We start from the raw sequence: 26,754 nt of genomic DNA, 5'->3' as shown, positions 1-26,754 counted from the left end.
CCCCCGGCACCGTTCCATGATCGACGGGGCGACAGGGCGGGGCCGGTACGCTCGGGTGGGGAAGGGAGCGTGACGGGGTGAGGGTTCTTGCGGCCATGTCGGGCGGGGTGGACTCCGCCGTGGCGGCGGCGCGGGCCGTGGAGGCCGGGCACGACGTGATCGGCGTGCACCTGGCGCTCGCCCGCAATCCGCAGACGTACCGCACCGGGGCGCGGGGGTGCTGCACGCTGGAGGACTCCCGGGATGCCCGGCGGGCCGCCGACGTGATCGGCATCCCGTTCTACGTGTGGGACATGGCCGAACGGTTCCATGAAGAGGTGGTCGACGACTTCGTCGCCGAGTACGCGGCCGGTCGTACCCCGAACCCCTGCCTGCGCTGCAACGAGAAGATCAAGTTCGCGGCGGTGCTGGACCGGGCCGTGGCCCTGGGCTTCGACGCCGTCGTCACCGGCCACCACGCCCGGCTCGGCCCGGACGGCCTGCTGCGCCGCAGCGTCGACCTCGCCAAGGACCAGTCGTACGTGCTGGCGGTGTTGACCCGCGCCCAGCTCGACCGGTCGGTCTTCCCGCTCGGCGACTCGACGAAGGCGCAGGTCCGCGAGGAGGCGGCCCGCCGCGGGCTGGCCGTGGCCGACAAGCCCGACTCGCACGACATCTGCTTCATCGCCGACGGCGACACCAGGGGCTTCCTGGCCGGACGACTCGGCGAGGCGCCGGGCGACGTGGTCGACGCGCTCACCGGCGCGGTGGTCGGCAGCCACACCGGCGCGTACGCGTACACGGTGGGGCAGCGGCGCGGCCTGCACCTGGACCGGCCCGCCCCGGACGGACGACCGCGTTACGTGCTTTCGATCACACCGAAGACCAACACCGTCACCGTGGGGCCGGCCGAGGCGCTCGAGGTCTTCTCGGTGCGCGCCGAGCGTCCGGTGTGGACCGGTGGGGGGCGGCCGACCGGGCCGGTCGGGTGCGAGGTGCAGTTGCGCGCCCACGGCGACGTGGTGCCGGCCACCGTCGAGCTGATCGGGGACACGCTGCGCGCCGAGCTGCGCCGTCCGGTGCGCGGAGTCGCCGCGGGCCAGGCCGTGGTGGCGTACCGGCCGGACCAGGCAGGCGACGTGGTGCTCGGCTCCGCCACCATCACCGCCTGATCCGTATACCCTTCGCCCGTGACAGATCTTGCGTGGCCATGGCCGGCCGGCGCGGCGACCGGTATCGGCTCGCTGCCCGGCACCGACGTCGCCGAGGCGCAGCGGGTCGTCCTCGGGGAGCTGCCCGCGCTGCCCCACCTGCCCGAGCTGCCCGAGCGCGGCCCGGGCGCGGACCTGATCGGCCGCACCGGCGGCCTGCTGGTCGAGCTGCCGGTCGAGCTGTACGCGGGCCGATGGCGGGTCGCCCCCCGGCCGGGCCGGGACCTGCGCCGGGCCCGGGACCTGATGGAACGCGACCTCGACCAGCTCGCCGAGCAGGCCGAGGAGTACGCGGGGACGGTCAAGGTGCAGGCGGCCGGGCCGTACACCCTGGCCGCCTCGCTCGACCTGCCGATCGGCGGGCGGATGCTGCGCGACCCGGGCGCGGTGCGGGACCTTGCGGGGTCCCTCGCCGAAGGGCTGCGTGCGCACGTCGCGGCGGTGGCCCGCCGGCTGCCCCGGGCCACGGTGCTGCTCCAGCTCGACGAGCCGTCCCTGCCGACCGTGCTGGCCGGGCACGTGCCCACGGAGAGCGGCCTCGGCACGTACCGTCCGGTGGCGCAGCCCGACGCGGCGGACCTGCTGCGCACGGTGGTCGGGGCGGTCGGGGTTCCGGTCGTGCTGCACTGCTGCGCGCCGGACGTCCCGCTGGAGCTGTTCCGTTCGGCCGGCGCCACGGCGGTCGCGCTGGACCTGAGCCTGGTACGGGACCTGGACCCGCTCGGCGAGGCGATCGACGCCGGGCTCGGGCTGCTGGCCGGCGCCGCCCCGGCCACCCCGCCGCCGGCCGGTGGCGCGCCGACCTCCGCCCAGGTCGCCGACCGGGTACGTCAGATCTGGGACCGCCTCGGCTTTCCGCGCCGTCGCCTCGCCGAGCAGGTGGTGATCACCCCGGCCTGCGGCCTCGCCGGGGCCAGCCCGCAGTACGTCCGGGCGGTGCTCGCGGCGTGCCGGGACGCGGGTCGGCGACTCGCCGAGGACTGAGGTTTCCTGTCGGGCCCGGTGGGCACAATGGCCCCATGGTTGGACAACTGCGTTCCACGGTGATCGACTGCCCGGATCCCCGCGCCCTCGCGGCGTTCTACGCCGAGCTGCTGGGCCTGTCGGTGGCGGAGGAGGACTCCGAGGGCGACGAGTGGGTGGTGCTCGGCGGCCCGGTGGGCCGCCATCCCCGGCTCGCCTTCCAGCAGGCGCCCGACCTGCGCCCGCCGGCCTGGCCGGACCCGGAGCGCCCCCAGCAGTTCCACCTCGATGTCACCGTCTCCGACATCGAGGCCGCCGAGGAGGCGGCGCTGGCCCTGGGCGCGCGGCGGCTGCCCGGCGAGGGCGTGGGTTTCCGGGTCTACGCCGACCCGGCCGGCCACCCGTTCTGCCTGTGTTGGGACTGACCCGCGCTCCCGTGGCGTGGCTTGCCGCCGCCGGGCATGATCATGGGGGTGATTGACACCTCGCTCCGGCGGGCCTCCGGCTCGCTCTTCGGCCTCGCCTACGGTGACGCGCTGGGCCGGCCGACCGAGTTCCTGACCGTCGCCGAGATCCACCGCCGGTACGGCCCGTCCGGCCCTCGCGAGTTGGAGGGCGACCCGGCGCTGGTCACCGACGACACCCAGATGGCGCTCGCGGTGGGCTGGGCGCTGCATGACGCGCCAGCGTTCACCCCGGAGGCGGTCGAGCCGCTGCTGCGGGAGCGCTTCATGGCCTGGGCGGTCAGCCCGGACAACAACCGCGCCCCGGGGATGACCTGCCTGCGGGCCTGCGCCGAGCTTTCCCGGGGGGTGCGCTGGCAGGAGGCGACCGTCGCCGGCTCGAAGGGCTGCGGCGCCAACATGCGGGTCACCCCCGTCGGGCTGCTCCCCGTCGACCTGGACACCCTGGCCGGCCTCGCCCAGTTCCAGGCCGGGCTGACCCACGGCCACCCCACCGGGCTGGCCGCCAGTGAGCTGACCGCCTACGCGGTCCGGCTGCTGCGCGACGGCGTCGCCCTGGCCGAGTTGCCGGTGCTGCTCGCCGAGCGGGCCCGCGAGCAGCGTCGGGTCTACCAGGCGGACTGGCTCGGCGACCTGTGGCAGCGCCCGGGGGTGGACTCCCCGGAGGAGTTCATCGCCCGCGGCTGGGACGAGTGCCTGGCCGCCCTGGGCCGGCTGACCACGACGCTCACCCGCCCCGACGACGGCGGCGACCCGTGCCGGCGTACCGGTGAGGGATGGGTGGCCGAGGAGGCGCTGGCGACGGCGTTGCTCTGCGCGCTGTGGCACGCCGACGACCCGGTCGGCGCGCTGGCCCGGGGTGCGACCACCTCCGGCGACTCCGACTCCATCGCGGCCCTGGCCGGCGCCTTCGTCGGCGCTGCCCACGGGATGTCCGCCTGGCCGCGCGACTGGTCCACCCGCATCGAGTACGCCGACCAACTAACCACCCTCACCACCCCTCACGACTGACCCCCTGCCACTCCACCCGACCGGCCCGCCGGCCAAGAGGTTTGCGTCACGCAAAGCCCCGCCGTTGACGCAAACCTCTTGATCAGCTCTCTGGGGTTCGGGCGGGTTGGGTGGTCAGGGGGTGGGGAGGTGGGGGAGGGTGCGGAGCTGGCGCCAGAGGGTGGGGTCGCACCTGCCCGCGTTGTCCCGGAAGGCCGAGGTGGCGATCCGGATGGGTTCGCTGATGTCGAGGTAGCTGTCGTGGTCGGCGCCGGGGTCCCAGTCGCGGGTGGGGATGCGGACGTGATCGTCCCGGTCGGACTTGTCCTGGCTGGTGACCTTGAGGACGTCGGCCTCCCGGTCGCCGGCCCGCAGCACCACGCAGGGGCGGACCTTCGAGCCGGTGCCGTCGGCGTACGGGACCTCGGCCCACCAGACCTCGCCGGGCCGGGGCGTACCGGCGGGGGCGTTGGTGCGCTCGGCGGCGCGCGGCCGGGGCGGGGCGGTCGGTCGGCCCGGGGCCCGCGTGCCGGCGCCCCGGCCGGGACGGGTGGCGGTGGTTCCGGGGCGCGGCCGGTCCCGCCGCGGTCGGGTCCGGTCCCGCCCGGCGCGGGCGCGCTCGGTCCCGGCGTTTCGCCGACGCCACTCGCTCCACGCCCAGCCCGCCGCGACGGCCAGCACGATCGCCAGTGCCCAGAGCAGCCAGTCCGGCATCCGTGCCTCCCTCTGTCCGGCGTCGGCCGGGCCCGCCGACGTGCGGCGATCCTCGCACGTCGGCGGGGTGACGGCCCGCCGGGCGCGGCGGGCGGCCGACGGATTGTCACACCCGACCGATACGGTGCGGGGGTAGCTTGATCACGGGAGGTCGCACGACGTGTCCGGTGGCGGCAAGGTGTCGGGAAGCGGCAAGGTGTCGGGAAGCGGCGGGATGTCCGAGAGCGGCGGGGCGTCGGGAAGCGGCGGGGCGTCCGAGAGCGCCGGGGCGCCGGGGGACGATCCGGCGTCGACGGCGGGTCCGGCCGGGCTGGACGGTGCTGAGGGTGCGGTTGCGCAGCAGGTCACCCCGGCGCAGGAGGCGGCGGCGGGGGCCGAGCCGACCCCCGAGGCGCGGGAGCGGCATGCCACCCTCAGCCAGGAGCTGACCGAGCACCAGTACCGCTACTACGTCCTGGACTCCCCGATCGTCACCGACGCCGAGTTCGACCGGCAGCTACGCGAGCTGGAGGCGCTGGAGGCCGAGTTCCCGGCCCTGCGCACCCCGGACTCCCCGACCCAGCGGGTCGGCGGCACCTTCTCCACCGACTTCACCCCGGTCGCCCACGCCGAGCGGATGCTCTCCCTGGACAATGCCTTCGCCGATGAGGAACTGGCGGCCTGGGCCGAGCGGGTCGAGCGGGACGCCGGCGGCCCGGTGCCCTACCTGTGCGAGCTCAAGGTCGACGGGCTGGCGATCAACCTGACCTACGAGCAGGGCCGGCTGGTGCGCGCGGCCACCCGGGGCGACGGGCGCACCGGCGATGACGTCACCGCCAACGTCCGCAGCATCCGGGACGTGCCGGCCCGGCTGACCGCGTCGGCCGAGTTCCCCGAGGTGCCCGAGTTCATCGAGGTGCGCGGCGAGATCTACTTCCCGATCGCCGGCTTCGCCGACCTCAACGCCAGCCTGGTGGAGCAGGGCAAGGCCCCGTTCGTCAACCCGCGCAACGCCGCCGCCGGCAGCCTGCGCCAGAAGGACCCGCGGATCACCGCGTCCCGGCCGCTGCGGCTGGTGGTGCACGGCGTCGGCGCCCGGCGTGGCTTCACCCCGACCGCCCAGTCCGAGTCGTACGCGGCGCTGCGGGCGTGGGGGCTGCCGACCAGTGACCGCTGGCGGGTGGTGCCCGACCTGGCCGGCGTCGCGGAGTTCATCGCGTACTACGCCGAGCACCGGCACGACGTCGAGCACGAGATCGACGGCGTGGTGGTCAAGGTGGACCCGGTCTCCATCCAGGGCCGGCTCGGCTCCACCAGCCGGGCCCCACGCTGGGCGATCGCCTTCAAATACCCGCCGGAGGAGGTCAACACCAAGCTGCTCGACATCGACGTCAACGTCGGCCGCACCGGCCGGGTCACCCCGTTCGCCGTCCTGGCACCGGTCCTGGTGGCCGGCTCGACGGTGGCCCTGGCCACCCTGCACAACGCGCAGGAGGTGGAGCGCAAGGGTGTGCTGATCGGCGACACGGTGGTGATCCGCAAGGCGGGCGACGTGATCCCCGAGGTGCTCGGCCCGGTGGTCGACCTGCGTCCGGCCGACGCCCGGCCGTTCGTCATGCCGACCACCTGCCCCGCCTGCGGCACCCCGCTGCGGCCGGAGAAGGAGGCGGACGTCGACATCCGCTGCCCGAACAGCCGTGGCTGCCCCGCGCAGTTGCGCGAGCGGGTCTTCCACCTGGCGGGTCGGGGCGCGTTCGACATCGAGGTGCTCGGCTACAAGGGCGCGGCGGCGCTGCTGGACGCGCAGGTCATCGCCGACGAGGGTGACCTGTTCTCCCTCGACGCCGAGAAGCTGGCCCGGTCGCCGTTCTTCGTCAACAAGGACGGCAGCCTCGGCAGCAACGCCGCGAAGCTGCTCGACAACCTTGCCGTGGCCCGGGAGCGCGACCTGTGGCGGGTGCTGGTGGCGCTCTCGATCCGGCACGTGGGCCCGACGGCGGCCCAGGCCCTCGCCCGGCACTTCCGCTCGATGGCGGCCATCGAGGGGGCCGGCGAGGAGGAGCTGTCCTCGGTCGACGGCGTCGGCCCGACGATCGCGGCCAGCATCAAGGAGTGGTTCGCCGTCGACTGGCACCGCGAGGTGGTCCGCAAGTGGGCCGAGGCGGGCGTCCGGATGGCCGAGGAGGCCGTCGACGAGGGGCCACGCCCGCTGGAGGGGCTCACCGTCGTGGTGACCGGCACTCTGGCCGGGTTCTCCCGGGACCAGGCCGCCGAGGCGATCCAGATCCGTGGCGGCAAGGTCACCGGCTCGGTCTCCAAGAAGACCGGCTTCGTCGTGGTCGGGGACAACCCCGGCTCCAAGGCCGACAAGGCGGTCAGCCTGAAGGTGCCGGTGTTGGACGAGGAGGGCTTCCGGGTCCTGCTCGACCAGGGCCCGGACGCGGCCCGTGAGGTGGCCCGCGTCGGCGAGTGACCCGGGCGCCGCCGAGTGCCAGGGCCGTCGCCGGCCCGGGGTGACCCGGCCGGGGGCCTGCGGGGGCGGGTCGTGAATCTTGACCCCACCTGGTCGCGTATACCAACTTAATTACGACTACGACCGATTCGTGGCTGGTCTCGGAAAAAGCGGCACTCAGGGCGTTTCATGGTGGCACGACGGGTGCAGGGCCCGCCGTGGCCGCTGCCCGGGAGGTGCGATGGAGGCCGCAGATCCGCGAAACTTCGTCCCGCCGGGACGGGTTACGCCCTTCTACGGCTTCGTCGCCGCCGTCGGGGTGCTGGCGCTGCTGGTCTCGGCCGGGTCGCTGATCGAGCTGCCGGGCCGGCTCGCCGGGCTGCCGGTGGCGTTCTGGACGATGGCGGCCCTCGCCGTGGTCTGCGACGCGCGGCCGTTCGTGCCCCCGGGACGCCGGCAGTCCTCGGCGGTATTCCCGTCCACCTGCTTCACCTTCGCCATCCTGCTCGGCTGGGGGCTCGGTCCCGCCGTGGCGGTGCAGACGGTCGCGGTGGTCGTCTCCGGTTGGCGGATGGGCCACTCCGCCTGGCGGTCCGGCTTCAACGCGGCCCAGTACGCCTGCGCGCTGGCCGCCGCCGCGGCGGTGACGGGCCTGGGGCCGGGCGGGATCTTCGAGGGCGGGCACCTGGGCTGGAGCGACGTGCTGGCCGTCGGCGGGGCGGCGGCGGCCTGGTTCGTGGTCAACTACGGTCTGGTCAGCACCGCCATCCGGTGGCGTTTCGGTGGCCGCTGGTGGCCCGGGTTCCGGTCGGGCCTCGGGTACGAGCTGATCTCCACTGGTTCGTTGCTGCTGCTCGCCCCGGTGCTGGTGACCGCAGCCCGGGCCAGCGCCGCGCTGATTCCGCTGGTGCTGGTGCCGCTGTTCGCGGTGTACCGAATGGCCCACCTCGCCGCCGAGCAGGAGCAGTTGGGCGCGCTCGACCCGCTCACCGGCCTGCCCAACCGCAAGGCGCTGCTCGCGGAGGTGGCCGAGCAGGTCCACCTGCACGCCGAGCGCGCCGCCCGGGGCGAGCCGGACGCCCACCTGGCGCTGCTGCTGATCGACCTGGACCGGTTCAAGAATGTCAACGACGCGCTCGGTCACGCCGTGGGCGACCGGCTGCTGGTCGAGGTGAGTGCCCGGCTGGCCGGCGCGGTGGGGGAGCGGGATCTGCTCGCCCGCCTCGGCGGGGACGAGTTCGCCATCGTCAGCACCGGCCTGACCGGCGTGGACGCCGCCCGGGAGACCGCCGAACGGCTGGTGGGCGCTCTCGCCGAGCCGGTGGCGCTGGACGGACTGCCGCTGGACGTCGGCGGCTCCATCGGCATCGCGCTCTACCCCGAGCACGGGGAGGACTTCGCCACCCTGATGCGCCACGCCGACGTGGCGATGTACGACGCCAAGCAGCGCAGCGACACCGTCGCCGTGTACGCCGCCGAGTCCGACCACAACTCCGCCGAGCGGCTGGGTCTGCTGGCCGACCTGCGGCGCGTACTCGAAGCGGGGCCGGCGGGGCGGGACGACGGTCGGGGGGCGGCCGGGGTGCGCGGCGGGGACGGCGCCGCCCTGCCCGCCGCCCTCGCCCCGGCGGTCGCCGGCCGCGGTGGCGCGGGGCGCTCGACCGGCAGGTCGGCCCGCTGGGGCGCCCGCCGGCACCGGGAGCGCTCGGGGCCGGCCCACCCCGACGAGTTGATCCAGCGGATCGTCACCGCCGCCGACCCCATCCGCCGGCGGGCCGCCGCCACCGACACCGGGCCGGATCAGCCGGCCGACACCGGGGCGGATCGGCCGGCCGACACCGGGCCGGAGCGGCCGGCCGAACCGGGCGGCGGCGGGGCGACGGAGGCGGATCCCGGGAACGGCCCAGGGGCCGGGGCCGCGTACGCGGAGCCGACCGGCCGGCGGCCGGGGCCCGACGAGCCGGGCGACCCCGGCGAGATCACCATGTACTACCAGCCGCAGGTCGCCATCGCCACCGGCGAGGTGGTGGGCGTGGAGGCGCTGCTGCGCTGGCGGCATCCGCGCCGGGGAATGGTCGACCCGGAGGAGCTGATCCGGGTCGCCGAGCAGACTGCGGTGATGCGGCTGCTCACCCGCCGGGTGGTCGACGACGTGGTGGAACAGCTGGCGAAGTGGTCGGCGGCCGGGATCAGCCTGCGGGCGGCGCTCAACGTCAGCGTCCGGGACCTGCACACCGGCGAGATCGCCGACCAGATCGCCGACCGGCTGGCCCGCTTCGGCGTCCGGCCGGAGCGGCTGCAACTGGAGATCACCGAGGGCGCGCTGATGGCCGACCCGCGCCGGGTGCTGGCCACCATCTCCCGGCTGCACGCCATCGGCGTGGCCATCGCGCTGGACGACTTCGGCACCGGGTACTCGTCGATGCAGCACCTGCGCCGGTTGCCGCTGTCCGAGGTGAAGGTGGACCGGTCGTTCGTGCTCGGGATGGCCGACGACGCGGACGACGCCGCGATCGTCCGGTCGATGATCGAGCTGGCCGGGGCGCTCGGGCTGCGGGTCGTCGCGGAGGGGGTGGAGGACGAGCGGACCTGGCGGCTGCTGCACGCCGCCGGCTGCGACGTGGCGCAGGGCTGGTTCTACGCCCGGCCGATGCCGGCCGAGGAGTTGGCCGCGTGGCTCGCCCGGTACCGGCCGCTGCGGCCGGCCGCGCGGGAGGCGGAGAGCCGGCCCCCGCGCGCCCGCTGACTTGGCGGCGTCGTGGGCGCCGCAGGGCCGGAGGGGGAGTCGGGGACGCCGGGCCGGTGCTGGACAATAGACTCGCTCCGGTCACCGCACGTCATCGTCATCCCGACGCGCGGCGGGCCACCGCCAGAAACCAGCAGGACAGCCACGAAGGGGGCACTGATGGCCGCCATCTCCCGCGAGGAGGTCGCGCACCTGGCGCGACTGTCGCGGCTCGCCGTCACGGAGGAGGAGCTGGACACCTTCGCCGGCCAGCTCGACACGATCCTCCAGGCGGTCGCCCAGGTCGGCGAGGTCGCCGCGGCGGACATCCCGCCGACCTCCCACTCCGTACCGCTGACGAACGTGCTGCGCGAGGACGTGGTGGTGCCGGGCCTGACCCCGGCGGAGGCCCTGTCGGGCGCGCCCGACGCGGAGGAACAGCGGTTCCGCGTCCCGCGGATCCTGGACGAGGATGTGGCGTCGTGACTGATTTGACCAAGCTGACCGCCGTCGAGATCGCCGGTCTCGTCGCCGGCGGGGAGACCTCGGCCGTCGAGGTGACCCGGGCCCACCTGGACCGGATCGCCGCCGTCGAGGGCCGGGTGCACGCCTTCCTGCACGTCGACACCGAGGGCGCGCTCGCCGCCGCCCGCGCGGTCGACGAGCGCCGGGCGGCCGGGGAGGAGTTGGGCCCGCTGGCCGGCGTCCCGGTGGCCGTGAAGGACGTGCTCACCACCAAGGGCGTGCCGACCACCGTCGGGTCGAAGATCCTTGAGGGCTGGCGCCCGCCGTACGACGCGACGATCGTGCAGCGGCTGCGGGCGGCCGGCACGGTGATGCTCGGCAAGACGAACATGGACGAGTTCGCCATGGGCTCCTCCACGGAGTACTCGGCGTACGGGCCGAGCCACAACCCGTGGGACCTCGACCGCATCCCGGGCGGCTCCGGTGGCGGCAGCGCCGCCGCCATCGCGGCGTACGAGGCGCCGCTGGCGATCGGCTCGGACACCGGCGGCTCGATCCGCCAGCCGGGCGCGGTCACCGGCACCGTCGGGGCGAAGCCCACCTACGGCGGCACCTCCCGGTACGGCCTGGTGGCGTTCTCCTCCTCGCTGGACACCCCGGGCCCGTGCGCGCGTACGGTGCTGGACGCGGCGCTGCTGCACTCGGTGATCGGCGGCCACGACCCGCGCGACTCCACCTCCATCCCGCAGCCGGTGCCCGACGTGGTGGCCGCCGCGCGGCTCGGCGCGACCGGCGACCTGACCGGCGTGAAGCTGGGCGTGGTCACCGAGTTCACCGGCGAGGGCGCCGAGCCGGGCGTGATGGCGGCGTTCCGCGAGTCGGTCGACGCGCTGGCCAAGCTGGGCGCCGAGATCGTGGAGGTGTCCTGCCCCCACTTCAAGTACGCGCTGCCGGCGTACTACCTGATCGCCCCCAGCGAGTGCTCCTCCAACCTGGCCCGGTTCGACGGCGTCCGGTTCGGCCTGCGGGTCGGCGACGACGGCAACCGGTCGCTGGAGGAGGTCATGTCGCTGACCCGGGAGGCCGGCTTCGGGCCCGAGGTCAAGCGCCGGATCATGCTCGGCACGTACGCCCTCTCCTCGGGCTACTACGACGCCTACTACGGGCAGGCGCAGAAGGTCCGCACCCTGATCACCCGGGACTTCACCGCCGCGTTCGAGCAGGTCGACGCGCTGATCTCGCCGACCACGCCGTTCGTGGCGTTCCCGATCGGCGCGCGCACCGCCGACCCGTACCAGATGTACCTGGCGGACCTGTTCACCATTCCGACGAACCTGTACGGCGGGCCGGGCATCTCGGTGCCGTGCGGCCTCTCCGAGGGGCTGCCGGTCGGTCTTCAGGTGATGGCACCGACGATGGCCGACGACCGGATGTACCGGGTCGCCGCCGCGCTGGAGTCCGCGGTCGGCACGTTCACCCCACCGGCATTGTGAGGCAGGAGCACCGATGACGACCACCTTGCCCGCGTACGACGACGTCGTTGCGCGCTACGAACCGGTGATCGGCCTGGAGACCCACGTCGAGCTGGGCACGAACACCAAGATGTTCTGCGGCTGCCCCACCGACTTCGGCGGCGAGCCGAACACCCGGGTCTGCCCGGTCTGCCTCGGGCTGCCCGGCTCGCTGCCGGTGGCGAACAAGGCGGCCATCGAGGCGACGATCCGGATCGGCCTGGCGCTGAACTGCTCGATCGCGCAGTGGTGCCGGTTCGCCCGGAAGAACTACTTCTACCCGGACATGCCGAAGGACTTCCAGATCAGCCAGTACGACGAGCCGCTCTGCGTCGACGGCTACCTGGACGTGGAGGTCGACGGCGAGCTGGTCCGGATCGGCATCGAGCGGGTGCACCTGGAGGAGGACACCGGCAAGTCGCTGCACGTCGGCGGCGCCACCGGCCGCATCCACGGCGCGACGGAGTCGCTGGTCGACTACAACCGTGCCGGCATCCCGCTGGTGGAGATCGTCACCAAGCCGGTCCCGGGGATCGGGGCGCTCGCCCCCGAGGTGGCCCGCGCGTACGTCGCCGAGCTGCGCGACGTGATCCGCTCCCTGGGGGTCTCCGACGTGCGGATGGAGGAGGGGTCGCTGCGCTGCGACGTGAACACCTCCCTCAACCTCCCGGGCGCGGAGTGGGGCACCCGCACCGAGACGAAGAACGTCAACTCGCTGCGTTCAGTGGAGCGGGCGGTCCGCTCGGAGATGCTGCGCCAGGCGTCGGTGCTCGACGCGGGCGGCCGGATCACCCAGGAGACCCGGCACTTCCAGGAGGACACCGGGGGCACCCGGCCGGGCCGGTCCAAGGAGACCGCCACCGACTACCGGTACTTCCCGGAGCCGGACCTGGTGCCGCTCGCCCCGGACACCGCGTGGGTGGCCGAGCTGAAGGCCGCCCTGCCGGAGCTGCCCCGGCTGCACCGCCGCCGGCTCCAGGAGCAGTGGGGCCTGTCCGACGCCGACATGCAGTCGGTGCTCAACGCCGGCGCGGTCGAGCTGATCGAGGCCACCATCGCCGCCGGGGCCACCCCCGCCGCCGCCCGCAAGTGGTGGCTGGGCGAGCTGTCCCGCCGGGCCAACGAGGCCGGCGTGGAGCTGGCCGACATCGGGGCCACCCCGACCCAGGTCGCCGAGCTCCAGGGCCTGGTCGACGCCGGCAAGCTCAACGACAAGCTGGCCCGCACCGTCCTGGAGGGCGTGGTGGCCGGTGAGGGCTCGCCCACCCAGATCATGGCCAACCGGGGCCTGGAGGTCGTCTCCGACACCGGCGCGCTCACCGCCGCCGTGGACGAGGCGATCGCCGCGAACCCGGGCATCGCCGAGAAGGTCCGCAGCGGCAAGGTCGCGGCGGCCGGCGCGCTGGTCGGCGCGGTCATGAAGACCACCCGGGGCCAGGCCGACGCCAAGACCGTCCGCGAGCTGATCCTGGAGCGCCTCGGCGCCCAGGGCTGAGGCCCAACCCGGGAAGGCCGCCGCCGGGACCGGCGGCGGCCTTCCCGCCTCTTTCGAATACGCGGCCCCCGCACCCCTCGCGAGGGCGTCAACGGCGACGCCCGGATGGAGCCACCGTGAACCAGCACGACCTCGATGTCCTCGACGAGATCCAGCGGCGGGTGCTCTGGCTCGCCACCCGGATCGTCGACGCCGCCAACCACGACCGGGACACCGGCGACGGGGTGAAGGTCGGCGGCCACCAGGCGTCCAGCGCCTCCCTGGTCACCGCGATGACCGCGCTGTGGTTCGCCCATCTCGACGCCGAGGACCGGGTGGCGGTCAAGCCGCACGCCTCCCCGGTCTTCCACGCCGTCCAGTACCTGCTGGGCAACCTGGACCGGTCGTACCTGCCGAGGCTGCGGGCCCGGGGCGGCCTCCAGTCGTACCCGTCGCGCACCAAGGACCCGGACGGCGTCGACTTCTCCACCGGCTCGGTCGGCCTCGGCGCCGCCGCGCCGCTGTTCGCCGCCGTCACCCGCCGGTACGTCGACGCCCACTTCGGCGAGCGCCCGCACTCCCGGTTCGTCGCGCTGATCGGCGACGCCGAACTGGACGAGGGCAACATCTGGGAGGCCGTCGCCGACCCCGCCACCACCGGGCTGGGCAACGTGATGTGGCTGGTCGACTTCAACCGCCAGTCGTTGGACCGGGTCGTCCCCGGGGTGCGGATCAACCAGTGGCGCGGCCAGTTCGAGGCCGCCGGCTGGCACGTCGTCGAGGTCAAGTACGGCCGCCGGCTCGCCCAGGCGTACGCCCGGCCGGGCGGGGAGGCGCTGCGCGACTGGATCGACGCGATGCCCAACGAGCAGTACCAGTCGCTGTTCGGGCTGGCCGGCCCGGCGTTGCGCGCGCAGTTCCTCGACGGGGCACCCGCCGGGATCGCCGAGCTCATCGCCGACATCGCCGACGACGAGCTGGGCCCGCTGGTCACCGACCTGGGCGGGCACGACCTCGCGGCGATGCTCGACGCGTACGCCCAGTGCGACGCGGTCACCGACCGGCCCAGCGTGGTCTTCGCGTACACGGTGAAGGGGTGGGGGCTGCCGATCGCCGGCAACCCGCGCAACCACTCGGCGCTGCTGTCCACCGAGCAGGTCGACGTCCTGCGCGCCGCGCAGGGCCTGACCGTCGAGACCGAGTGGGACCGCCTCGACCCGGCGACCCCGGCCGGCATCCGGGCCGGCGAGCGCCGCGAGGCGCTGTCCCGCGCGCCCCGCGAGCGGGCCCTGCCGGTCACCGTTCCGGAGACCACCCGGGTACGCGCCAACAAGCCCCTCTCCACCCAGGAGGCCTTCGGCCGGGTACTGGTGGAGCTGGCCCGGGACGAGCACATCGCCCCGTACCTGGTCACCACCGCCCCGGACGTGGCCACCTCCACCAACCTGGCCGGGTTCATCAACAAGACCGGGGTGTTCGCCCCGACCGCGCAGCGGTCCTGGACGGAGGACCGGATGCTGCGCTGGACGGAGAGCCCGTCGGGCCAGCACATCGAGCTGGGCATCTCGGAGATGAACCTGTTCCTGCTGCTCGGCCAGCTCGGCCTGTCCTGGGACCTGTCCGGGCAGCCGCTGCTGCCGGTCGGCACGGTCTACGACCCGTTCGTGCTGCGTGGGCTGGACGCGTTCCTGTACGGCACGTACTCCGGCTCCCGGTTCGTGGTCGCCGGCACCCCGTCCGGCATCACCCTCGCCCCTGAGGGCGGCGCCCACCAGTCGACGATCACCGCCTCGGTGGGGCTGGAGCTGCCCGGGGTCACCTTCGTCGAGCCGGCGTACGCGGCCACCCTCGACTGGCTGCTCTGCGACGCGCTCGGCCAGATCGCCGCCGGTGGCGTACCGGCCACCACCGCCGCGCCGGCCGAGGACGGGGCGTACTACTTCCGGCTCAGCACCCGCCCGATCGACCAGGCCCCGTTCGAGGCGGCCCGGGCCCGGATCGGCGACGCGGTGCTGCGCCGGCAGGCGGTCGCCGGGGCGTACCGGCTGGTGGACGCGCACGAGGCGTACCCGCACCTGGTCGACGCCCCGGTGGTGCAGATCGCCGCGTCCGGCGCGGTGCTGCCCGAGGTGCTGGCCGCCGCCGCCGAGCTGGCCGAGGAGGGCGTGGCCGCGCACGTGGTCGACGTGACCAGCCTGGACCGGCTCTACCGGGCCTGGCAGCGCACCCTGCGCCAGGGCGTGCGGACGGCCACCGTGCCGAGCGTGCCCGGGGCGCTGCGGTCGGCGTTCGTCGACCGGGTGCCGGTGGTGACCGTGCACGACGCCGCCTCGCACGCGATGGCCTGGCTCGGTTCGGCCCTCGGCGCGCACGCCGTGCCGCTGGGAGTGGACGAGTTCGGCCAGTCCGGCAGCGTCCGCGAGCTGTACGAGCTGCACGACCTGCTGCCGGGCAGCATCGTCAACGCCGCCCTGGCCGCCCTGGCCCTGCGCTGACCCGTTCCCGCCGTCCCCGGCCCGCCGCGCTCAGCGGGTCGGGGTGGGGGTGACGGGGACCTCGGCGCCGGCCTTCGGGTCTGGCACCACGTGCCGTTCCAGGCTGACCTGCGACTGGCCGGTCCCGCCGACGGTGATGTCGTCGTACGCCTGGAGCAGCTTGTCCTTGTCGAGGTAGAGCACCGTCATCGACAGCGGGGTGGGCTTCTCGCCCTCCAGGCCGCGCAGCCCGGCACCGCCGGTGGACCCCTCCACCATGAGCTGGGTGGGCATCTGGCCCGGCACCTGCGGCAGCTTGGAGACCTGCCGGGCGTGGGTGTGGCCGGCGAGGACCAGCGGGCAGGTGCCCGACAGCGGCCCGGCGGACGCCGGGTCGTGCACCAGGGCGATGTTCACCGGCTTGGGCGAGTTGCGGACGGTGCTGGCGAGCTGGTCGCCGGCCCCGATCACCTGGTCGGCGACCTGCTTGGTCAGGCCGCTGCCGGCGGGCGAGGTCTCCTTGTCCGGGGTGAACCGGGGGTCGCCGATGCCGGCGATGGTCAGCCCGGCGACGGTGGTGGTCGAGTTGTTCAGCACGATCGCGTTCGGCTGCTGGGCCACCGCGGCCGCAGTCTTCCCCGAGTCGTGGTTGCCCCGGATGTACACGTACGGCTTCTTGAGCAGCCCGATCGACCCGACGTAGGACGCCTCCGGCTCGCTGCCCCAGTCGGTGAGGTCGCCGGTGTCGATCACCACGTCGATGCCGAACTGCTCGACCACGGTGCGGATGAGCTGCCAGCCGGTCGGGTTGAGATGCATGTCGGAGACGTGCAGGACCCGGGTGGTGCCGGGCGCCGGCTCGTACACCGGCAGCGCGGACACGGTGGTGTAGAGCTGGCTGACGTTGCCGACGAGGCGTTGGAGCTGCTCGGCGTACTTGGTGTAGTCGTTGGCGATCTTCCGGGCGTCACCGACGATCGCCGGGGCGTTGACCAGCAACCCCTCGTACCGGGGCTCCTCGATGGCCTGCGGGCGGAGGGTGGACGCGGCCAGGCCGAGGCTGCCGGCGGTGACCGCCAGGGCGAGCCCTCCGGCCCAGGCGGTGCGCCGGGTGTCCCGGAAGACCAGGGCGGCCAGCAGCAGGGTGACCAGCAGCGTCGCGCCGGCGGTACGCAGGCCGAGGCGCATCACCCCGGTGCGGACGTCGGTGACGGCGGACTGGCTGGCCCGGCTGATGCTCGCCGGGTCGTCGATCAGCGCCTCGGTGCGTCGCTGGTCCAGCGCCCCCAGTCCCACGGTCAGGTGGGTCGGCCCGTCGTGGCTGTTCAGTTGCAGGGCACCCAGCGGCGGGATGTCGACGGTGGTGCCGCCCGTGAGCGCGGGCGCGAGGGTCAGCTCGGCCCGGAACGGACCGATGTCGGTCTGCACCCGTCCGCCGGCGAAGGTGCCGATCACCACCCCGGCGAGGGCGATCGCCACGACGGCGAGCGCCACGCCCACCCGGCGGGCCAGGGCCCGGCCCCGGCCGGACGAGACGGCCCCGCGTCGGCGCGGGAGGGCCCAGCGCCGGCCACGACCGGTCGCCGGGGTGCCGGCGTCCCCGGTGTTCCGCTGTTCGTTCTCCTGGCCGTCCATGCTGAGATTCTGACCTGCCCAGTGAAGGATCTTGGCAAACCCGGGATTCCGCCGCGCCGCGCCGGACGGGCCGGGGCGCTACGGCCGCTGCGCGTCGCGGCTAGCCACGCCCCGCGCCGCCGTCGGGGAAGACCAGCCGCAGGATGCGGTCGTCCTCGGGGGCCGGCTTGCCCCGCCCGTCGTGGTTGGAGGTGGTGACCCAGATCGACCCGTCGGGCGCGGCGACCGTCGCCCGCAGCCGACCGAATCTTCCGGTGAGCAGTTCCCTGGGCTGGCCGAGCATGGTGCCGGTGTCGGTCAGCTCGGCCAGCCAGATCCGCTCCCCGCGCAGGCAGGAGGTGACCAGCAGCCGGTCGGTCGCCGCCAGGCCCGAGCAGGACGCGTCGGAGGTCTTCCACTGCACCAGCGGGTCGGTGTACCGCTTGTCGCCGGCCTTCCCCTCGACCAGGGGCCAGCCGTAGTTGCCGCCCTTGGTGATCTGGTTGATCTCGTCCCAGGTGTTCTGGCCGAACTCGACCGCGTACATCCGCTTGCCGGCGTCCCAGGCGAGGCCCTGCACGTTGCGGTGCCCCAGCGACCAGACCGGGGACCCCGGATACGGGTTGCCCGGGGCCGGCTTGCCCTCCGGGGTGATCCGCAGGATCTTGCCGCCGAGGCTCTTCTGGTCCTGCGCGGACTCCCGGTTGCCGGCGTCGCCGGCGCTGGCGTACAGGTAGCCGTCCGGGCCGAAGGCGAGCCCACCGCCGTTGTGGGTTCCGGACCGGGGGATGCCGGTCAGGACCGGCGTCGGCCGGCCGCCCAGTTCCAGCTTGACGATCCGGTTGTCCTGCTCGGCGGTGTGGTAGACGAAGACCGTCCGGTCCGTCGCGTAGCGGGGGGACACGGCGATGCCGAGTAGGCCGCCCTCCCCGCCGGCCGCGACGTCGGGCACGGTCTGCACGGCGGTGACGGTCAGCCCGTCCCGCCCGGACCCGGGCCCGACCTTCAGGATCCGGCCGCTGTCCCGCTCGGTCACCAGCGCGCCGCCGTCGGGCAGGAACGCGATTCCCCACGGCACCCGCAGGCCCTTGGCCAGCACGGTGGTGACCATCTGCTGGCCGCTGCCGGGGGCGGAGGCGGAGGGGGTCGGCAGGTTCGGCGGCTCGCCGGCCGGGTCGGGGTCCGGCTCGCCGAAGCTGCATCCGGCGGTGGCCAGCAGCAGCGCCGCGCACGACGCCGCCGCCACCGCGCGCACAGAGGTCTTCCGGGGGTACAGGCGACGGGGGCTCACCCGGCCCAGCCTAGCCGCCCGGACGGGTCCTGGGTGGGGGCCGCGCGGTAGCCCCGCCCGGGTCTGTCGCCGGGCCGGGCGGGCCGGTCACCGCCGCCCGGGCCCCGCCACCGGGTGGTTCGGCCCGCACCGGCGGGGACCCGGCGCCGCCGGGCGGCTATCGTCGTCGGGCGTGAAGGTATGGATTCCGCACCCGGCCGGTCGCGGCCTGCTCGGCGACGTGCCGCCCGGGGTCACCGTCGAGGTGGCCGAGTCGCCGTCCCGCCTCCCGTCCGACGTGACCGACGTGCGGTTCTGGGTGCCCCCGTTCCTGTCCGGCGGGGACGCCGCCGCCCTGCTCGGCGAGCTGCCCGACCTGCGGGTGGTGCAGCTCCTCTCCGCCGGGGCCGACGCCTGGGTCGGCCGGATCCCGGCCGGGGTGACGCTCTGCGACGCGCGCGGGGTGCACGACTCCGGCACCGCCGAGTGGGTGGCCACCGCGGTCCTCTCCCAGCTGCGCGGCTTCCCCGCCTTCGCCGTCGCCCAGTCCCGCCGCGAGTGGGCGTACGACCGGGTCTGCCCGACCGACGAGCTGGCCGGCAAGCGGGTGCTGATCGTCGGCGCGGGCTCGATCGGGGCGGCGGTGCGCGCCCGGCTGGCGCCGTTCGAGGTGACCTTCACCCTGGTCGCCCGGACGGCCCGCCCCGCCGAGGGGGTGCACGGGGTCGACGAGTTGCCGGCGCTGCTGCCCGAGGCCGACGTGGTGGTGCTGCTGGTTCCGCTCACCGAGGAGACCCGGGGCCTGGTCGACGCGGAGTTCCTCGCCGCGATGCCCGACGGCGCGCTGCTGGTCAACGCCGCACGCGGCCCGGTGGCCCGCACGGACGCGCTGGTCGCCGAGCTGGCTTCCGGCCGGCTACGGGCCGCGCTGGACGTCACCGACCCCGAGCCGCTGCCCGCCGACCACCCGCTGTGGGGGCTGCCCAACGTGCTGCTCACCCCGCACGTCGCCGGCTCGGTGCGCGGGCTGCTGCCCCGGGCGTACCGGCTGGTGGGGGAGCAGCTGCGGCGGCTCGCCGCCGGCCAGCCGCTGATCAACACGGTCTCGGACGGTTACTGACCCGTCCGTCGGCCTGTCCGGCCCGCCGGGTCGGGTGGGCCGGACAGGCCGGGTCAGGTGGGTCGGACGGCCTGGCCGGGCACGGTCAGGTGGGTTCAGGCTGTGCGGCGTCAGGTGGGTCAGGCTGTGCGGCCGGGCAGGGTCTGGCCGGTGACGGCGACGAGCCGGGGCAGCTCGGCGCCGCGTACGGCGGGCAGGACCAGCCACTCGCCGTCGTCGAGCCGGGCGACGGCCCGGCCCCGGGCGTCGGCGGTCAGCTCGACGATCCGTTCCCAGCCGATCCGGCGCTGCCCGGTCAGCGCCCGCAGGCGCAGCTCCCGGGCGTCCGCCTCGGTGCCTGAACGCCAGGCCCAGACGGCGACGGCGAGGGGGACGAGGAGCACCGGCAGGAAGTACCACCCGGCGGCGGCCAGCGGCAGCGCACCGATGAAGGCGATCACCGCCGCGACCAGGATCGCCTGGTTGGGGCGGAAGCGGACGGTCTCGGCGCGACTCACCCCCAGATGATCCCACCTGGGCGGGGCCGGCCCCCGGGCGGGCGGGGGCGCGGGTGACCGGCGCCATGGAAGTGACTTGAATCACTCATTTTCATGGCCTGATAGCCGTTTCCTGCGGTGACGGTGGGTCGTTTCATCATCTTGGGCCAGCGAACCAGCCGCGCCCACGCCGCCCCGGACCGCCACGCCGGGCGACGCCGCCGACCACAACCCCCGCACCGTCGTACCGCACCGCCCGTGCCCCCTCACGAAGGCGATCGCCGTGTCCGTCGCGTATCCCTCCGGCGCCTCCCGCAGCCTCCCGCGTCCCGCCGACCTGCTGGTGCTGGCGACGGCGGCGCTGCTCGCCCTCGCCGGCCTGGCCGGCGTGATCCCGCCGCTGGCCGCGGTGGCGCTCGCCGGCGCCGCCGGTAGCGTCCTGGCCGGCGTCCGGCTGTCTCTGCTGGCCGTGCCCGTCCGGTACGCCGTGCCGCCCGGCACCGGCACCGGCCCCGACCGGGCCGGCCGCCGCGCCACCCGCTGCCGCTCGGCCGCCGGGCTGCTCGACGCGGCGGTGGCCACGGTCGGGCTGACCGTCGCGGTGCTCCCCCTGGTCGGCACCGGCCTGCGGGGCGCCGTCGGCGCGGCCGGTCTCGGGATCGCCGCCCTGCTGCACACCGGCGGGCTGCTCCTGCTGCCCGGCCGCAGCCGGCTGCCGAACCGGGCCCGGGTCCGCCGCGTGGTCGACATCGTCAGCCTGGGCCTGAGCCTGATCTTCGCCGCCTGGGTGCTGCTGCCGCCGGGGGAGACCCCGCCGGCAGCCCGGGTCGCGGTGGTGGCCGGCGGGTTCGGCCTCGCGGCGATCGGCGTCGCGGCGCTGGCCGACTGGCGGCGCCGGCCGGGCGCGGCGATCTGCCTGCTCGGCGCCGGGGCGGCCCAATTCGGCCTGCTCGCGCTGATCGTGCTGCTCGCGTACGACGCCACGGACCGGGCCCTGCTGACCACCGTCGGGCCGCTGGTGGTCGGGGCGCTGCTCACCGCCGACGGGGTCCGCCGGGTGGCCGCCGGAGACCCGTGCCGCCCGGGTGGCCCGACGCCCGTCTGGCCCCGGGTCAGCGCGCCGGCCGCGATCGCCGCCCTGGCCGCCGTCGGGCACCTCTACGCGCACGGCGACTTCACGCCGGGGGCGATCCTGCTCGGGCTGGCGGTGACCCCGCCGCTGGTCGTCCGGGAGCTGATGACCGCCACCGACAACCGCCGGTACGCCACCCGCCTCGCCGCCCAGGAGGCGCACTTCCGGGCCCTGGTCTCGCGCGGCGACGACCTCATCCTGCTGCTGGACGACGCGCTGCGGGTGCGCTGGCAGTCCCCGGCCGCGACCCGGCTGTTCGGGCTGACCGACGCCGACGTGCTCGGCCGACCCTTCGCCGACCTGCTGCACCCCGCCGACGTCCCGCGCGCCGCGCTGCTGCTCGACGGGGTGCGCGCCGGCGTCCGGCCGACGCTGCTGGCCGCCCGGCTGCGCGACGGGCACGGGGTGTGGCGGGAGACCGAGTCCACGATCAGCGATCAGCGCGGGGTGCCCGAGGTGCACGCGCTGGCGCTGCACGTGCGTGACGTCGGCGAGCGTCGCCGGCTGGAGCGCGCGGTGCGCCAGCTCGCCGCGACCGACCAGCTCACCGGGCTGGCCAACCGGCGCGAGCTGCTGCGCGAGCTGGCCGCCCGGCGGGACGGGGCGGGGGCGCTGCTGGTGGTGGACCTGCACGGCCTGGGCGCGGTCAACGACGGGCGCGGCCACGCGGTCGGCGACGTGGTCGTGGTGGAGGTGGCCCGCCGGCTGCGCGCGGCGGTCGGCCCGGACGACCTGGTGGCCCGGCTGGTCGGCGACGAGTTCGGCGTGGTCACCGCCGCCGGCCCGGTGCTGGCGTACGCACTGGGCACCCGGCTGCTGGAGGCGCTCGGCGAGCCGTACCGGGTGGCGGGCGCCGAGGTCCGGTTGCAGGCCAGCATCGGCCTGGCCGAGATCTCCGGCGCAACCGCCGACGACGTGCTGCGCCAGGCGGACCTGGCCCGCCGGCGGGCCGCCCAGCTCGGCCGGGACCGGATCGAGTGGTACGACGCGTACCTGGAGGAGCAGCTTGTCCGCCGGCTCGATCTGGAGCGGGAGCTACCCGGCGCGGTGGCCCGGGGCGAGCTGGACCTGGTCTACCAGCCGGTGCTCGGGCTGGCCGACCGGCTGCCGGTGGGCACCGAGGCGCTGCTGCGCTGGCGCAGCCCGGTGCTGGGCACCGTGCTCCCGGCCGAGCTGCTGCCGGTCGCCGAGGACCTGGACCTCGTCGGCGAGGTGGGCCGCTGGGTGCTGGACCGGGCCTGCCGCCAACTGGCCGACTGGTCGGCGGGAGGTCGGCAGCTCTGGATGTCGGTGAACGTCACCCCTCGGGAGCTGGCCGCGCCGGACTTCCTCCAGCGCGCCGCGGCGGTGCTGGCCACCCACGGGCTGCCGACGGAGCGGCTGGTGATCGAGGTGGCCGAGCCGCGCGTCGGCGCGGAGCTGTCGACGATGGTGGCCCGGCTCGCCGGGCTGCGTTCGCTCGGAGTGCGCACCGCGCTGGACGACTTCCGGGCCGCGCACGCCTCGCTGGCCCAGCTCCGCCGGCTCCCCATCGACCTGCTCAAGCTGGCCCCGCACGGGGCCGACGGCGGGCACAACCAGCTGGTCGACGTGGTGGTCAGCCTCGGCGACCGGCTTGGCCTGGAGATCGTCGCCGCGCAGCTGGAGACGCCGGCCCAGGCGGACGCCGCCGGTCGGGCGGGCTGCCGCTACGGGCAGGGCTTGCGCTGGCCCGCCCGGCGACGGCCGAGCGGGTGGAGGCGTACTTCGAGGAGTTCCCGTCCGCGTCCCGGTGAGGGCGTCCGGGCCGGTGAGACGGAGTGCTGAACCGGTTCACCTGACTCGGGGCGGCGCGGTGCTGCCCCGGGGCGTGAGGTGGGCGGTCTCGTCCTGGAGCTCGCCGGTCGGCTCGCCGGCGATCACCCGGAGCAGTTGCCGGGCGGCGTGCGCGCCGTACGCGGGGATGTCCCGGCCGAGGGCGGTCAGCGGCGGGTGCACGAGCTGGCACAGCGGGGAGTCGTCCCAGGCGACGATCGACAGGTCGCCGGGGACCTGAAGGCCCATCTCCTGGGCCACGGACAGCCCCGCTATCGCCATCACGTCGTTGTCGTAGATGACGGCGGTGGGGCGGTTCGGCGAGCTGAGTAGCCGCCGGGTGGCCCGGGCCCCCTCCTCGCCGGTGTAGTCCGACCAGACGGTGACCGACTCGTCGAGACCGAGCCGCCCGCACACCTCGGTGAACGCGTCGCTGCGGATCTCGGTGTGCAGCAGCGCGGGCAGGCCGCCGACCCGGGCGATCCGTCGGTGGCCCAGGGCCACCAGGTACTCCACCGTCTCGGCCAGCGCCGCGGCCTCGTCGGACCAGACGCTGGCCAGCGAGCCGGTGTGCCCGGGGCCGCCGATCACCACGGCCGGCAGTTGCAGCTCCTCCAGCGCCGGCACCCGCCGGTCGTCGGTGCGCAGGTCGCAGACGAGGACCCCGTCCACCCGCCGCTCGGCCCACCAGCGCCGGTAGACCGCGATCTCCGCGTCCTGGTCGGCGACCACCTGGAGGGTCAGCGCGTACGACCGGGCCGACAGTTCGCCCTCGACGCCGCTGATCAGCTCCATGAAGAACGGTTCGATGCCGAGGATCCGGGCCGGGCGGCACAGGGCCAGGCCGACCGCCTTGGCGGTGGCGCCGGAGAGCGCCCGCGCGGCGCTGCTCGGGCTGAACCCGATCTCGGCGGCGATGGCCAGGATGCGCTGCCGGGTCGCCTCGGAGACACCGGGCTGTCCGTTCATCGCGTACGAGACCGCGCCCTTGGACACCCCGGCCCGCCGCGCGACGTCGGCGATGGTCGGCCGCTTCACCGGCGTGTCTCCTCCACTCGCTGGGCCCGCCCCGGGCGGGTGTCACGGCGCCGGGTGACCGGCGGCCCTCACGCTACTGCAACCGGCCCCGCGGGTGCCCGGGGCGGAGCCGCCTCGCCGCGTGACCGAGCGGATTACTTGCCCGGTTAAGGATACCGGTCGTCGGCCGGGCGCGGCTGACGCTGTCGCCGTTCGGGATGCCGCCGAGGGGGCAACCACGAGTGGTCGCGCTCCCAGACGGCCGGAAGTTATGGAGCGGCCCCGGGCTTAACCGTTCGTTGACACTGTCGAGACGGGATCGTACGGTGGCTTCACTTATCCGGTTCAGTCAACGTCTCTCGATGTCGGGAGCGTTCCCATCTTGCTCGGAGGATGACATGAGACGGTCCTGGACCCACTGGGCCCGCGCGGTCGCCGTGGGCGCGGTCAGCCTGGCCGTGGTGGCCGCGTGCAGCGGCAAGAGCACCAGCGGCGGCGACGAGGCGGGCAGCGGCGCCGTCACCCTGAAAATCAACTTCTGGGGCGACTTCGGGCTCCAGGACCTGAAGACCAAGTACGAGGCCGCACACCCGAACGTCAAGATCCAGCTCAACTCGGGCGAGTACAACGCGCAGCACGAGGACCTGCAGAAGAAGCTGGTCGCCGGCTCTGGCGCGGCGGACATCGCCGCCATCGACGAGGGCTTCATGGTCCAGTTCCGCAGCCAGTCCGACAAGTTCGTCAACCTGCTGGACAAGGGCGCCGGGCAGTACGAGAGCAAGTACCTGCCGTGGAAGTGGAAGCAGTCGCTGTCCGCCGACGGCAAGACCCAGATCGGCCTCGGCACCGACGTCGGCGGCCTCGCCATGTGCTACCGCACCGACCTGTTCAAGGCTGCCGGCCTGCCCACCGAGCGGGACCAGGTCTCCACGCTCTGGCCCACCTGGGACCGGTTCATCGAGGTCGGCCAGCAGTACACCGCCAGGACGAACAAGAAGTTCCTCGACGCCGGGACCAACCTGTTCAACCCGGTCCTCGGCCAGCAGCAGGCCGGCTTCTACAACGCGCAGGAGCAGCTCCAGATGGAAGGCGGCCCGAAGGTCGCCTTCGACTACACGGTCAAGGCCCTCCAGGCCGACATCTCGGCCAACCTGACCAGCTTCCAGGCCGACTGGGACAAGGGCTTCACCAGCGGCGCCTTCGCCGTCCTCGCCTGCCCGGCGTGGATGCTGGGCCACATCAAGGACACCGCCCCCGGCACCAAGGGCAAGTGGGACATCGCGGCGGTGCCCGGCGGCGGGGGCAACTGGGGCGGGTCGTTCCTGACCGTCCCCAAGCAGAGCAAGCACGCCGACGAGGCGTACAAGCTGCTGGAGTGGCTGGTCCAGCCGGAGCAGCAGATCGAGGTCTTCAAGAAGGTCGGCAACCTGCCGTCGCAGCCGGCCCTGTACTCCGACCCGGCCATCGCCGAGTTCAAGAACCCGTTCTTCAACAACGCGCCGGTCGGGCAGATCTTCCCGAAGATGGCGCAGGGCCTCACCCCGCAGTACCTGGGCAAGAAGAACGGCCCGACCCGCGTTGCGGTGGAGAACGTCATCAAGCGGGTGGAGAACAAGACCCTCAAGCCGGACGCCGCCTGGGCGGAGGCGGTCAAGGAGGCCGAGAAGGCCGGCAGGTCCTGACGGTCCGGTGACCGGTGGCGGGGCCGCCCCGCCCCGCCACCGCCCCGGCGTCCCACCCCGGAGACAGTCCACCTCGGCCCAGGAGCGTCCCATGTCCTCCACCCGTGCCGCGCCCGCCCCGCCGGGCCGTCGTACCCCGCGCAAGCGCGGCGCCGACGGCCCCGGGGCCGACGAGCGGCGACTCACCTGGCGCAACCGGCTGTACCGCTTCGACATGCGCTACATGCCGTACCTGCTGATCGCCCCGTTCTTCCTGATCTTCGGAGTCTTCGGGCTCTTCCCGCTGATCTTCAACGGGGTCGTCTCGCTGCGGAACTACCAGCTCGACGACCCGACCCTGCCGCCCTGGGCGGGCTTCGACAACTTCGCGAAGCTGCTCGGCGACGAGGACTTCTGGAACGCGCTCTACAACACTTTCGGCATCTTCCTGCTCTCCTTGGTACCGCAGCTCCTGCTCGCCCTGGTGGTCGCCTCGCTGCTGAACCGCAAGCTGCGTGCGCAGACCTGGTGGCGGGTCGGCATCCTGCTGCCGTACGTCACCCCGCTGGTCGCCTCGACCATGGTGTTCAGCGTCTTCTTCTCCCGCGACTTCGGCATGGCGAACTGGCTGCTCGGCCTCGTGGGCCTGGGCGGCGACGCCCCGGCCGACTGGCGGGCCGACAAGTTCCACTCCTGGATCGCCATCGCCACCATGGTCAACTGGAAGTGGATCGGCTACAACGCGCTGCTCTACCTGGCCGCGATGCAGTCCATCCCGCGCGACGTCTACGAGGCGTCCGCCATCGACGGCGCCGGCCCGTGGCGGCAGCTCTGGCGGATCACCGTGCCGATGATCCAGCCGGTCGTCGTCTTCACCGTGGTGCTCTCCACCATCGGCGGGCTCCAGCTCTTCACCGAGCCGATGCTGTTCGACCTGAACGCGCAGGCGGCCACCGGCGGCCCGAACGGCGAGTGGCAGACCATCGCCCAGCTCATCTACAAGGTCGGCTGGAAGGACCTCGACCTCGGGTACGCCGCCGCGATGTCCTGGGCCCTGTTCCTGATCATCCTCGTCGTCGCCGGCATCAACACGCTGCTGACGAACCGCCTGTCCGGAGGCCGTCGGTGAGCGCGAGGAGTGCAGCGCAGCGGAGCCCCGCAGTCGCGAACGAAAGGGGGCCGTCGGTGAGCGCGAGGAGTGCAGCGCAGCGGAGCCCCGCAGTCGCGAACGAAAGGGGGCCGTCGGTGAGGGCGAGGAGTGCAGCGCAG

Annotated in this window: 19 protein-coding genes; 14 read left to right on the top strand and 5 right to left on the bottom strand. The window is 74.3% G+C overall.

Going from position 1 to position 26,754, the window contains the following annotated elements:
- Positions 1–77: 77 nt before the first annotated feature.
- From mnmA to ACFYZF_RS06770, 4 genes are read left to right on the top strand one after another with little or no spacing between them, the layout of a single operon-like run.
- Entirely contained in the window at positions 78–1,151 is a 1,074-nt protein-coding gene (gene mnmA, locus ACFYZF_RS06785) for a tRNA 2-thiouridine(34) synthase MnmA (protein ID WP_387016701.1), read from the top strand.
- A gap of 18 nt (positions 1,152–1,169) precedes the next feature.
- Positions 1,170–2,174 carry a methionine synthase gene (locus ACFYZF_RS06780; RefSeq protein WP_387016699.1) on the top strand — a complete coding sequence of 335 codons (1,005 nt, stop codon included), beginning with the start codon at positions 1,170–1,172 and terminating at the stop codon, positions 2,172–2,174.
- A 35-nt stretch (positions 2,175–2,209) separates the two neighbouring features.
- On the top strand, positions 2,210–2,578 hold the full coding sequence (locus ACFYZF_RS06775) for a VOC family protein (RefSeq protein WP_387016697.1): 369 nt from the start codon (positions 2,210–2,212) through the stop codon (positions 2,576–2,578).
- Between the two features lie 48 nt (positions 2,579–2,626).
- Positions 2,627–3,628 carry an ADP-ribosylglycohydrolase family protein gene (locus tag ACFYZF_RS06770; RefSeq protein ID WP_387016695.1) on the top strand — a complete coding sequence of 334 codons (1,002 nt, stop codon included), beginning with the start codon at positions 2,627–2,629 and terminating at the stop codon, positions 3,626–3,628.
- A gap of 114 nt (positions 3,629–3,742) precedes the next feature.
- On the opposite strand, the gene ACFYZF_RS06765 is transcribed toward ACFYZF_RS06770, so the two are convergent.
- The gene (locus tag ACFYZF_RS06765) at positions 3,743–4,321 is read right to left on the bottom strand and encodes a type II toxin-antitoxin system PemK/MazF family toxin (protein ID WP_387016693.1); all 579 of its coding nucleotides are present in this window, start codon (positions 4,319–4,321) and stop codon (positions 3,743–3,745) included.
- A gap of 214 nt (positions 4,322–4,535) precedes the next feature.
- On the opposite strand from ACFYZF_RS06765, the gene ligA reads away from it, so the two are divergent.
- The 6 genes from ligA (at position 4,536) to ACFYZF_RS06735 (ending at position 15,422) form a co-directional block, all read left to right on the top strand.
- Entirely contained in the window at positions 4,536–6,773 is a 2,238-nt protein-coding gene (gene ligA / locus ACFYZF_RS06760; RefSeq protein ID WP_387016691.1) for an NAD-dependent DNA ligase LigA, read from the top strand.
- A 220-nt stretch (positions 6,774–6,993) separates the two neighbouring features.
- Positions 6,994–9,498: an EAL domain-containing protein gene (locus ACFYZF_RS06755; protein WP_387016689.1), complete on the top strand. Its 2,505-nt coding sequence runs from the start codon at positions 6,994–6,996 to the stop codon at positions 9,496–9,498.
- 159 nt (positions 9,499–9,657) lie between these two features.
- Complete coding sequence (gene gatC / locus ACFYZF_RS06750) at positions 9,658–9,963, top strand: Asp-tRNA(Asn)/Glu-tRNA(Gln) amidotransferase subunit GatC (RefSeq protein ID WP_007075103.1); 306 nt, start codon at positions 9,658–9,660, stop codon at positions 9,961–9,963.
- Positions 9,960–11,435, top strand: a complete 1,476-nt coding sequence (gene gatA, locus ACFYZF_RS06745) for an Asp-tRNA(Asn)/Glu-tRNA(Gln) amidotransferase subunit GatA (RefSeq protein WP_387016687.1) — start codon at positions 9,960–9,962, stop codon at positions 11,433–11,435. The genes gatC and gatA overlap by 4 nt, the downstream gene beginning before the upstream one ends.
- Before the next feature lie 13 nt (positions 11,436–11,448).
- Positions 11,449–12,948 carry an Asp-tRNA(Asn)/Glu-tRNA(Gln) amidotransferase subunit GatB gene (gatB, locus tag ACFYZF_RS06740; protein WP_387016685.1) on the top strand — a complete coding sequence of 500 codons (1,500 nt, stop codon included), beginning with the start codon at positions 11,449–11,451 and terminating at the stop codon, positions 12,946–12,948.
- A 116-nt stretch (positions 12,949–13,064) separates the two neighbouring features.
- On the top strand, positions 13,065–15,422 hold the full coding sequence (locus ACFYZF_RS06735; protein WP_387016683.1) for a pyruvate dehydrogenase: 2,358 nt from the start codon (positions 13,065–13,067) through the stop codon (positions 15,420–15,422).
- Between the two features lie 30 nt (positions 15,423–15,452).
- On the opposite strand, the gene ACFYZF_RS06730 is transcribed toward ACFYZF_RS06735, so the two are convergent.
- Both ACFYZF_RS06730 and ACFYZF_RS06725 read right to left on the bottom strand, forming a co-directional pair.
- On the bottom strand, positions 15,453–17,036 hold the full coding sequence (locus ACFYZF_RS06730) for a metallophosphoesterase (protein WP_387016681.1): 1,584 nt from the start codon (positions 17,034–17,036) through the stop codon (positions 15,453–15,455).
- A 100-nt stretch (positions 17,037–17,136) separates the two neighbouring features.
- Positions 17,137–18,306, bottom strand: coding sequence for a PQQ-dependent sugar dehydrogenase (locus tag ACFYZF_RS06725; RefSeq protein ID WP_387016679.1), 1,170 nt, complete (start codon positions 18,304–18,306; stop codon positions 17,137–17,139).
- 172 nt (positions 18,307–18,478) lie between these two features.
- Between ACFYZF_RS06725 and ACFYZF_RS06720 the strand changes: the two genes are divergently transcribed.
- Positions 18,479–19,405 (top strand): 2-hydroxyacid dehydrogenase, encoded by a 927-nt coding sequence (locus ACFYZF_RS06720; RefSeq protein ID WP_387016677.1) that lies wholly within the window; start codon positions 18,479–18,481, stop codon positions 19,403–19,405.
- Positions 19,406–19,524: 119 nt separating this feature from the next.
- Here ACFYZF_RS06720 and ACFYZF_RS06715 read toward each other — a convergent pair whose 3' ends face one another.
- Complete coding sequence (locus ACFYZF_RS06715) at positions 19,525–19,902, bottom strand: PH domain-containing protein (RefSeq protein ID WP_387016676.1); 378 nt, start codon at positions 19,900–19,902, stop codon at positions 19,525–19,527.
- 262 nt (positions 19,903–20,164) lie between these two features.
- Here ACFYZF_RS06715 and ACFYZF_RS06710 point away from each other — a divergent pair, with 262 nt between their 5' ends.
- Positions 20,165–22,819, top strand: a complete 2,655-nt coding sequence (locus tag ACFYZF_RS06710) for a putative bifunctional diguanylate cyclase/phosphodiesterase (protein WP_387016674.1) — start codon at positions 20,165–20,167, stop codon at positions 22,817–22,819.
- Positions 22,820–22,825: 6 nt separating this feature from the next.
- Here the strand turns inward: ACFYZF_RS06710 and ACFYZF_RS06705 are convergent, their stop codons facing one another.
- Positions 22,826–23,845, bottom strand: a complete 1,020-nt coding sequence (locus ACFYZF_RS06705) for a LacI family DNA-binding transcriptional regulator (protein ID WP_387016672.1) — start codon at positions 23,843–23,845, stop codon at positions 22,826–22,828.
- Positions 23,846–24,222: 377 nt separating this feature from the next.
- Here ACFYZF_RS06705 and ACFYZF_RS06700 point away from each other — a divergent pair, with 377 nt between their 5' ends.
- Positions 24,223–25,506, top strand: coding sequence for an extracellular solute-binding protein (locus ACFYZF_RS06700; RefSeq protein ID WP_387016670.1), 1,284 nt, complete (start codon positions 24,223–24,225; stop codon positions 25,504–25,506).
- A 91-nt stretch (positions 25,507–25,597) separates the two neighbouring features.
- A complete protein-coding gene (locus ACFYZF_RS06695) occupies positions 25,598–26,614 on the top strand; it encodes a carbohydrate ABC transporter permease (RefSeq protein ID WP_387016668.1) in 1,017 nt (338 codons plus the stop codon).
- The last annotated feature ends 140 nt before the right edge of the window (positions 26,615–26,754 follow it).

Origin of the sequence: Micromonospora sp. NPDC001898, assembly GCF_042891255.1 — a bacterium.
Lineage (GTDB): Bacteria > Actinomycetota > Actinomycetes > Mycobacteriales > Micromonosporaceae > Micromonospora.
Note: the sequence above shows the minus strand (reverse complement) of the source record. Positions and strands in the feature narration are given on the sequence as shown.

What these genes read in the sequence shown, in the direction of transcription:
- ACFYZF_RS06775 (WP_387016697.1), top strand. Translation starts at nt 2,210, where the DNA reads ATGGTTGGACAACTGCGTTCCACGGTGATCGACTGCCCGGATCCCCGC.
- ACFYZF_RS06765 (WP_387016693.1), bottom strand. Translation starts at nt 4,321, where the DNA reads ATGCCGGACTGGCTGCTCTGGGCACTGGCGATCGTGCTGGCCGTCGCG.
- ligA (WP_387016691.1), top strand. Translation starts at nt 4,536, where the DNA reads ATGTCCGAGAGCGGCGGGGCGTCGGGAAGCGGCGGGGCGTCCGAGAGC.
- ACFYZF_RS06755 (WP_387016689.1), top strand. Translation starts at nt 6,994, where the DNA reads ATGGAGGCCGCAGATCCGCGAAACTTCGTCCCGCCGGGACGGGTTACG.
- gatC (WP_007075103.1), top strand. Translation starts at nt 9,658, where the DNA reads ATGGCCGCCATCTCCCGCGAGGAGGTCGCGCACCTGGCGCGACTGTCG.
- gatB (WP_387016685.1), top strand. Translation starts at nt 11,449, where the DNA reads ATGACGACCACCTTGCCCGCGTACGACGACGTCGTTGCGCGCTACGAA.
- ACFYZF_RS06730 (WP_387016681.1), bottom strand. Translation starts at nt 17,036, where the DNA reads ATGGACGGCCAGGAGAACGAACAGCGGAACACCGGGGACGCCGGCACC.
- ACFYZF_RS06700 (WP_387016670.1), top strand. Translation starts at nt 24,223, where the DNA reads ATGAGACGGTCCTGGACCCACTGGGCCCGCGCGGTCGCCGTGGGCGCG.
- ACFYZF_RS06695 (WP_387016668.1), top strand. Translation starts at nt 25,598, where the DNA reads ATGTCCTCCACCCGTGCCGCGCCCGCCCCGCCGGGCCGTCGTACCCCG.